The sequence below is a fragment of the Candidatus Bandiella numerosa genome (genome assembly GCF_021811875.1).
GTDB classification, from domain to species: Bacteria; Pseudomonadota; Alphaproteobacteria; order Rickettsiales; family Midichloriaceae; genus Aquirickettsia; species Aquirickettsia numerosa_A.
Window position 1 is genome coordinate 1 of sequence record NZ_JAJBJD010000034.1, and the last position, 8644, is coordinate 8644.

9 protein-coding genes are annotated in these 8644 nt (G+C 29.5%); 3 read left to right on the plus strand and 6 right to left on the minus strand.

The features are described from left to right. Nucleotides 1-103 precede the first annotated feature (103 nt). Together L8D11_RS02140 and L8D11_RS05905 are read left to right on the plus strand one after the other, a co-directional pair. Entirely contained in the window at nt 104-688 is a 585-nt protein-coding gene (locus tag L8D11_RS02140) for a sodium:solute symporter family transporter (protein ID WP_236870032.1), read from the plus strand. Beyond that, nucleotides 670-1920: a sensor histidine kinase gene (locus tag L8D11_RS05905; RefSeq protein ID WP_236870033.1), complete on the plus strand. Its 1251-nt coding sequence runs from the start codon at nt 670-672 to the stop codon at nt 1918-1920. Before L8D11_RS02140 ends, L8D11_RS05905 begins: the two co-directional genes overlap by 19 nt. A gap of 7 nt (nt 1921-1927) precedes the next feature. Here the strand turns inward: L8D11_RS05905 and L8D11_RS02150 are convergent, their stop codons facing one another. The 6 genes from L8D11_RS02150 to dnaX all read right to left on the minus strand — a co-directional run bounded on the left by L8D11_RS02150 (nt 1928) and on the right by dnaX (nt 7417). Continuing rightward, nucleotides 1928-4243: a heavy metal translocating P-type ATPase gene (locus L8D11_RS02150; protein ID WP_236870034.1), complete on the minus strand. Its 2316-nt coding sequence runs from the start codon at nt 4241-4243 to the stop codon at nt 1928-1930. A gap of 62 nt (nt 4244-4305) precedes the next feature. Continuing rightward, on the minus strand, nt 4306-4716 hold the full coding sequence (locus L8D11_RS02155; RefSeq protein ID WP_236870035.1) for a Fur family transcriptional regulator: 411 nt from the start codon (nt 4714-4716) through the stop codon (nt 4306-4308). Between the two features lie 5 nt (nt 4717-4721). Continuing rightward, nucleotides 4722-5318, minus strand: coding sequence for a ribosome biogenesis GTP-binding protein YihA/YsxC (gene yihA, locus L8D11_RS02160; RefSeq protein WP_236870036.1), 597 nt, complete (start codon nt 5316-5318; stop codon nt 4722-4724). A 167-nt stretch (nt 5319-5485) separates the two neighbouring features. Further along, nucleotides 5486-5797: a YbaB/EbfC family nucleoid-associated protein gene (locus tag L8D11_RS02165; RefSeq protein WP_236870037.1), complete on the minus strand. Its 312-nt coding sequence runs from the start codon at nt 5795-5797 to the stop codon at nt 5486-5488. A gap of 10 nt (nt 5798-5807) precedes the next feature. Next, nucleotides 5808-6164 carry a hypothetical protein gene (locus tag L8D11_RS02170; protein ID WP_336886378.1) on the minus strand — a complete coding sequence of 119 codons (357 nt, stop codon included), beginning with the start codon at nt 6162-6164 and terminating at the stop codon, nt 5808-5810. A gap of 5 nt (nt 6165-6169) precedes the next feature. After that, the gene (dnaX, locus tag L8D11_RS02175; protein WP_236870039.1) at nt 6170-7417 is read right to left on the minus strand and encodes a DNA polymerase III subunit gamma/tau; all 1248 of its coding nucleotides are present in this window, start codon (nt 7415-7417) and stop codon (nt 6170-6172) included. Between the two features lie 291 nt (nt 7418-7708). Here dnaX and L8D11_RS05910 point away from each other — a divergent pair, with 291 nt between their 5' ends. Then, complete coding sequence (locus L8D11_RS05910; protein ID WP_336886379.1) at nt 7709-8497, plus strand: IS91 family transposase; 789 nt, start codon at nt 7709-7711, stop codon at nt 8495-8497. Nucleotides 8498-8644: the final 147 nt, after the last annotated feature.

An 8644-nucleotide genomic window follows, 5' to 3' on the forward strand; every position in this document is an offset into this window, starting at 1 on the left:
AGATCTGTAATAATTACTTTCTCTGCATTTGCAACATATTATTTCTGACATATACTAACCTTATTTGTGTTATTGTGCATATCATATCAGCTTTCTCAATTGTATGCTATATTTGTTTAGCAATGCCAAATTTCCAGATATAGACAGTAATTTGTCATTTTACTATTTTATCGACTATTCATTAACGGATGGTCTAAAGGGATTAATTATAGTTGGACTTTTAGCAGTAATTCAATCGTCTGCAGATTCATGGATTAATACATCAAGTTCAATTATAGCCAAAGATATTATTAAACCATTTCTTAACGAACCAAGTAATAAACAACTAGTGTTAATAGTCAAATTATCTTCTTTATTAGTAGCTGTCTGCGCGGTAACAGTTGCGTTAATTAGCAAACAAATTTTAAAGTTAATATGGCTTGTGAACAACTTTAATTTCCCTGTGCTATTCGTTCCATTACTTTTAGCCTTAAAGAGGGTAAAAACCACAGAATTTACTTTTATATTCTCTACAGCCGTTGCTCTAATTTTTGTTTTAATTGGTAGATATTATACCGGTGAATTCGATATTGAAAGTTCGATGATTGGAGTTTTTGGAAGTGGATTAGGCTTCTATATAGCTCACCAATACCAAATTAAAAAAGGTGTTATTGAACTATCAAAAATGAAGTGTTTAAAATTAATTTAAGACAGTATATCAGCGACGCTATTAACAACATCGTTGATATTCAGCATAAAATAGCTTTTAACAAATCGTTATTATACATCATAGCGCTGTTAATTATGTTCATTAACATTCCGATACTTGTATTCAGTTATTCCTCATTTACTGACATTACTAATATTATCGCACAATTACTGCGATATGCTGCATTATTTTTAAGCGTACTATTGATCTTGCACGAACTGCTGAATGTTAATAAAAACCCTATTTTATTATGGCATTTACTTTTACTATTGGCTTTTCCCTTAACAAGGGCCTATATGCTTTTTGTGAGTAATTACACAATTATCTGGGGATTAAATTACTGTATTTCAGTAATCGAATTATTCGTGCTAACTAATCTATATTATGCTTGGATTTTAATAATTATCGGCACACTAATGGCTGCGATGCTTATTTTAGCATGTAAATTGTTATCACAATCAGAAACTATACTTAATATTCAAGTTGATAATGTATTTTCCCCGCTACACTCTTCAATCCTATTATTAATAATATTAGTATTTATTGTATACTCTAAGTTTAGAGAAGAAAAAATAAAGCAAAATTCTCTTGAAATTTTAGGTCGATCCCTAGCTCATGATGTTAGCACACCACTAACCATTGGAATAACAATAAGTCATCTAATCAAAAATGCTCTAAAAAATAAAAAATTTGAATTAATCTATGATTATGTTAGTAATTTAGAGCAGTGTAATGCACAAGCGATACAAGATATCGATATAATGTTGAGTAGTATAAAAGTAGATAATAATGTTAAGCCTAAAGATTGGGGCACTTATTCATTAAATGCCTGTATAACTGAGGCACTAAATAATTTTCAAATAACTAAGGACAATAAAGAAAGAGTTAAATATGTTAGTAAAAAAGAGGACGATTTTAAATTTACTGGCTCACCAACATTGGTACGCCATATAATATTTAATTTACTTAAAAATGCGTTTAAATATGCTGGCAATGAGGCAAAAATAGAGATATACATTAAGAAAAATAAATTACATATAAAGGATGATGGTTACGGAATCGATAGTAAAATTATGAAACTACTATTTCAAAAAAACATTACAACTGATGGCTATGGAGTGGGACTTAATTTTTGCAAACAGGCAATGCTCAAAATGCATGGAGACATTATATGTACAAGCAAAAAGGACTTTGGTACAGAATTTATTTTAATCTTTAATAACAGAAATTAGGTTAATATTATTTAATTTTAAATCTGAGGGAATTAAGTATTACTGTAATAGAGGAGATTGACATAAAAATAGCAGCAATTATCGGATTGACCTTACCCATCATCGCTAATGGAATTGCTAGACAGTTATAAATTATAGATAACGTAAAATTTTGTTTTATTAATTTGACGGTTAATTTTGAGGCTTTAAATATTGTTAAAATACTCAATAAATTTCCGTTATAAATTGCATCCGACACATCCTGAGAAATTGCAATGGAAGTTTTAGGTGAGATTGATGCATATGAGCCTTTTAATGCAACAGAATCATTAAGACCATCTCCTATCATTAACACTTTTTTTCCGCATTTTGATAACTCCTGTATGAAATGGTACTTTTGCTCATATTTTTTTTCACCAAAATAATTTTTGATATCTAACTCCTCAGCTACCTTCTTTACATTATATTTTTTATCGCCTGAAAGTAAAAATATCTCATATTTTGATTGCAAAGATTGCACAACCTGCTTAGCCTCACTCCTAAGTTCATCTTTAAAAATTAGCCTTTTTGGTGTATCATTATCTTTTTTGAACCAAACCTCTAAACAATTATCATCATTTTTCCAATCATCTACATTACACCACGGCCCATTACCTAACCAAATTTCATTATTTTGATATTTTGTATATACCCCCATTCCTTTTGTTTCTTTTATGTCCAAATCTAAAATTGGAGCTTTGTAATTTTTTACAATAGCCTTACACAAAATATGCGCACTCCTTGAAGCCATAGATGCTATAAGCAACTTTTCTTGATCATTAAATTCATAAAAATTTAATAACATAGGCTCCCCATGCGTCAATGTACCTGTTTTATCAAAAACAATTGTATCAACCAAATTAGCCCTTTCTAAAAAATCTGACTTCTTAATAAATATACCTTGTTTTATTAACTTCGAAAAAGCTATGATCTGAACCATGGGAACTGCAAGACCAACAGCACAAGGACATGTGATAATTAAAAGTGTAACAGCATTTAATGTAGCATTCATCACGCCAGTTTTTAGCCAAATAATGAATGTGACAAGTGCTAAAAATATAATAGCTGGAGTAAAATACTGGGATAATTTATCTGCAATTTTAACAAATTTTGATTTATTTTTTTCAATATTTTCTACAAGCCTAACTATTTCAGATAATGTGGTTTTTTCACCAGCATTTTTGGCTTTTATTTTTAGAGTATTATTAAGATTAATCGTCCCTGCATAAACTAAACAATCTTTCTTTATGATTATTGAATTACTTTCACCAGATATTATGCTGTTGTCCACTTCGCTTTCACCTTCCACTACCACTCCATCTACAGGAAATTTTTCCCCCGCCCTAACTAACACTAAATCATTTTGCTTTACTGATTTTGCAGATACACTTACTATCCCATCATCTTTTATTATATTTGCAACGCTTGGCTGCTGAAACATAATGTTTTTTATATTAGATTTTGCTTTATTTCTTGCTTTTAAGTCCAGATATCTCCCAACAAGCAATAAAAATGTCAAACTTGCTGAAGCATCATAATAAACATACTCGCTCATTCTTATGGTTTCCTGAACACTGATTAGAAGCGTTGCTATGATACTAATTGAAATAGGAACATCAATATTTGTTCTGCCATTTCTCAAAGCTTTATATGAAGAAGTAATAAAAATTCTAGAAGAATATATTATAGATGGTATTCCAATAACACCCGATACTATATGAAAGATATATCTAAGATATTCCCCCATACTTTGATTATAGTTACCAATCCACACTGCAAATGCAAAAGCCATAATTTGGGCTGATGCAAACCCTGAAACAGCAATGGCTTTTAATAATTCTTTTTCTTTAAGTGTCTCTTGCTCATCTAATAATTTTATGTCATATGGTGATACTTGATATCCTAAATTATGAATCAAATTTGTTATCTTATTCACATTTATCACCTCCCCTTTCCATACAATTTCCAACCTCCTAGTAGAGAGCGAAAATTTCACCGAGCTAATATAATCTAGTGATTTCAGTGAATTTTCAATTAGCCATACACAAGAACCACATACAATATCATCGACCAACAAATTGATTGTGAACTCTCCTTGCTTACCATGAATCACTTCATTAATAAAATTTATTTTATTTTCAAATCCCGAAGCCTTCGGAGGAGATGTATTATAAATATTTCTACAATACTTGTAATAATCTTTCAGATTTAGTTTATTAATAAGGTAATTTGCACTTTTACAACCAATACAACAAAAATTTTCATTTGTTATAACAGGCTGATTACAATGCAAACAATTTTTCATTATTCTACGCTAAAATTCAAGTGTTTACATACCCACATTTAACGCCTAAATTCAATTAATATCTATTTTTTGATAGAAACTCCATATAGCTCAAGTTTTGAGTTAACTAATTTATAACCTAATTCTTTCGCAATTTTTTCTTTAAGCTTTTCTAAATCTTTATTTTTAAATTCTACAATATCTCCAGTTTCAATATCTACCAGATGAAAATGTTCATTAGCTTTTTTAAATTCTTCATATCTTGCCTTACCCTCTCCAATTTCAAGTTTTTTAATAAGTCCACATTGCTCAAATAAATTAAGAGTCCTATAAATAGTTGCTAAGCTAATCTTTGCATCTATCTTATTAGCTCTAAAATATAATTCTTCTACATCTGGATGATCCGTAGAATTAGACAAAACCTCTGCAATTATCTTCCTTTGACTTGTTAATTTTAAATTTTTTTCTATACAAGATTTTTCAATATCATTCATAAGTACTAGATATTTTGAATTATTTTTTCTTTCAGTTTCTTTATACCAAATCCTTTAAGACAACTAGTAAACATCGCCCCCTCTATAAAATCAAAATTATTGATCATTGCATTAACCGAATCATTTAAATCTTGAAGTTCTAATTTTTTGAGTTTATCAATTTTATTAAACACCAGTAATATACTAATATCCATATTTTTAAAAAAATTCAATAACATTTCATCTTGCTGGTCTATACCGCGCCTGGAATCAATTATAAATACCAATTTTTTTAAATTTTCTTTCCTTAATAAGTAATCTTCAATTAAATCACTTAGATTTTCTACCACATGCTTAGCTCTTTTTGCATATCCATGCCCAGGCAAATCAACTAACATCAATTTATCTCCCAGCTTAAAATAATTTATTTTTATTGTACTGCCAGGAGAATTTGATGTTCTTACTAAATTTTTTCTATTTACTAAGGAATTAATTAAGCTAGACTTACCAACATTTGACCTTCCTAAAAATGCTATTTCAGGCAAATTAGATTTTGGGTATTTTCCCTTTTCATTAACGCTATAAAAAAAAATACATTCTTTTTGAAATAAATCCACTTTCATGTAAAATGGTAGCCTATAAATTATAGCGAAACTCTAACATTAATTTACTTAATGCACACGATAATTTTAAAACGCTATATCAACTCTCATATAATACAAATTCATATTCTTTAGGCAAATTCGCTTTTGTAGTTGTCTTAAACACAATACATAACAAGCACTTTTTATTACATCATTCCTTTTAGTATATCAGGAGAGATACCTAATTTACTCATCTCTTCATTACTATACTGCTCTGAATTTTGTTTTGCATTGTTGAATGCAGCAACAATCAAATCTTCTATTATTTCTGTATCATCAGGATTTACAATACTTTTATCAATTTTAACCTTTTTTACCTCTCCCTTTCCTGTAGTTACAATAATAACAGCTCCGCCACCTGCAGTACCTGTAATTTCTTTTGCATCCATAATTTTTTGCAATTCTTGCATTTTTTTCTGCATCGATTGAGCTTGCTTCATCATTTGTTGAATATTCATAAATACTTACTTATTTGTTATCAATATTTGATAACTTAATATCATCAATTTCTATTTCTGAAAAGCTTTTAAGTGTTTTTTGAACTAATTCATGATTTATAACTTCTTGCTTTCTTTTTTCAAAATTCATATTTTCCTGCTCACTGTAATTTATTCCTTTTTTTGAACTATCACTTTCAATCACCCAATTAAAACCAGTTACAGAAATTAACCTTGCTTTTATATCTTGTTTTATAATGTTGATATTTTTGATTTCTTGAATTTTTATATACCCTTCCTTAAACTCAATAATTGATAAGTCATTTTTAATCATATGAAGCAGCATCATTTCCATCTTCTCTTCTAAAAAAAGAAATAAATCCTCAATACTACTTAAGTTAGAAAGTTTTTTTTTACGTCCTGTGAGACATTAGGTTGAATAATTTTGTAACTCCCATCCCCATCATCATCTAATGATTTCAAAATCTCCTCAGGAGTGATCGTAAGATTTACGTAAGACATCTTAATGATGGTCATTTCAAGTGAAAGCATTTCGTTGTACGAAGTCTTCATACCAACAAAAGCTTTATTCAATATCTGCCAAAATCTCGTTAAAATTATTATTGATGTTTTTTCTGCTATAAAATTGCATTTTTGCAATTCAAAATCAGACATAATCAGATTTTTAGCATCACCTATTTTACAAAGACTAATCCTATATGAAATTTCAATCAGCTCTTGTAAAATCATAAATGGCTCAGCTCCCTTGGTATATAAATCTCTTGCAATACTTAAAGCATCATTTAGCTTTCCTGTTAATATTAGATCAAATAGATCATAAATATACTCCAGATTAACAATGCCTAGCATTTGAGTTATTGATTCCAAATCCATAATGTTCTCTTTACATGTAAGCATAGCTTGATCCAAAAGAGATAACCCATCTCTAGCCGAACCCCCAGCAGCTTTTGAAATTAACATTGAAGCTCTTTCATTAATCTCAAAACCTTCTTTTTTAGCAATATTTTGTAGATACCTAGCTAATTCTTCAATGGTCAATCTGTGCAAATCAAATCTTTGACATCTTGATATGACTGTTAACGGTATTTTCTTTATTTCTGTTGTTGCTAAAACAAACTTCACGTGCTCTGGCGGTTCCTCTAAAGTTTTTAATAAAGCATTAAAAGCACTATTAGACAGCATATGAACTTCATCGATGATATATACCTTATATCTGGCTGTAATGGGTTTATACTTAGCATTTTCTATAATTTCTCTAATATCTGCAACTCCTGTATTGCTCGCTGCATCTATCTCTAAAACATCCTGATGTCTACTTTCTTCAATTGATACACAATTTTTACAAGTTAGGCATGGTTCAAAAGTAGGTTTATTATCCTCATTTTTGGTACAATTTAATGCTTTGGATAATATTCTTGCAAACGTTGTTTTCCCAACACCTCTAATTCCTGTTAATACATAGGCATGATGTATTTTATTATTATCGATAGAATTTTTGATTATTGGAGTCACATGTGATTGAGAAATTATATCACCAAATACCTTTGGCCTGTATTTTCTCGCCAATACCTTGTATTCTAAATTCTCATCATCTTTCTTTTCAAATAAGTTATCTTGCATAATACAGACGTATAAATTAAAACAAATTGGATTTTTATATAAGCTTGATAATAATGAAAAATTTTAAAAAGTACATAAGCTAATTGTATAACTTTAAACACTCATTAAACCTATGGCTGTAGAGAATAATTTTTTTTTATGCTACGATTTTTTTTAACAATTAGTGGGGTAATATAAATGACCAACATTTTTCAAGTCAGATTGCCTACAGCAATGGTAGCATAATAGGAGAAAATGGAATACAATGGGTAACTTTTAATAAAAACAGGTTGTCAAATTAATCTAAAAACAATCTTATTAACTAATAATGCTTGGTATAACTTTTACGAGCTACATGAAAGCAAAATCCGCGAATCTATAGTTATTGCTGTTGCTAAAGTCTTGAGCTGTAAAAACAAAGTAAGGGGTTATAAAAAATACAAATGCTCTAACGATTTATGTGATAACATAAAAATCATACCTCATACCTGTAAATCTAAATTATGCTCTTCATGTGGTAAAAAGGCAACTGCGATATGGATAGCTAAACAAAACAATATTTTACCAAATACTGAATGGCAGCACATTACATTTACTATGCCCTCTGAACTTTGGGATTTGTTTTGGCTTAACAGAGATTTATTAAATCAAATTACTAAATTAGCTGCAGATTGCATTATGACTCTTGCTAGTAAACTTGATGTTGTCCCAGCTATTTTTACTGCTCTTCATACTTTTGGCAGAGACTTAAAACGTAATGTCCATGTGCATCTTTCCACAACTAGAATTGGCTTGCATACAAATCTCAAAAAAACTAAAAAGTTATTTTTTAAACAGCATTCATTAATGAAAATGTGGAAACATAGAGTCATAAAATTATTTAAATCTCACAATATTATATTACCCTATTCTCTTACCAACCACTTCAATAATGCTTACACCTTTAATGATTTATTGAATTCTCTTTATCATAAAAACTGGATGGTATTTTGCCAAAAAGCTTCTTCTAACCATTATGCTAACGTTAATTATTTGGGTAGATATATTAAAAGGCCTCCTATTGCTGATTCTAAATTAAAAGGCATTGCTAAACAAATATAGTGTCAAAGAAGAAATGGATGTACACAGATAATTCAGCCATATCAGCGGCTTTGGAATAAGCCTTGGTTTTTCGATTGTATCTCTTGATAAAGTCTCTGAGAGAGCTATTTTGGGCCTCAATATTATAGGTGTGCTTTTTACTTTGTA

Excerpts from the sequence above, each read along its gene's own strand:
- L8D11_RS02140 (WP_236870032.1), top strand. The coding sequence starts at position 104 with ATGCTATATTTGTTTAGCAATGCCAAATTTCCAGATATAGACAGTAAT.
- L8D11_RS02150 (WP_236870034.1), bottom strand. The coding sequence starts at position 4,243 with ATGAAAAATTGTTTGCATTGTAATCAGCCTGTTATAACAAATGAAAAT.
- L8D11_RS02155 (WP_236870035.1), bottom strand. The coding sequence starts at position 4,716 with ATGAATGATATTGAAAAATCTTGTATAGAAAAAAATTTAAAATTAACA.
- yihA (WP_236870036.1), bottom strand. The coding sequence starts at position 5,318 with ATGAAAGTGGATTTATTTCAAAAAGAATGTATTTTTTTTTATAGCGTT.
- L8D11_RS02165 (WP_236870037.1), bottom strand. The coding sequence starts at position 5,797 with ATGAATATTCAACAAATGATGAAGCAAGCTCAATCGATGCAGAAAAAA.
- dnaX (WP_236870039.1), bottom strand. The coding sequence starts at position 7,417 with ATGCAAGATAACTTATTTGAAAAGAAAGATGATGAGAATTTAGAATAC.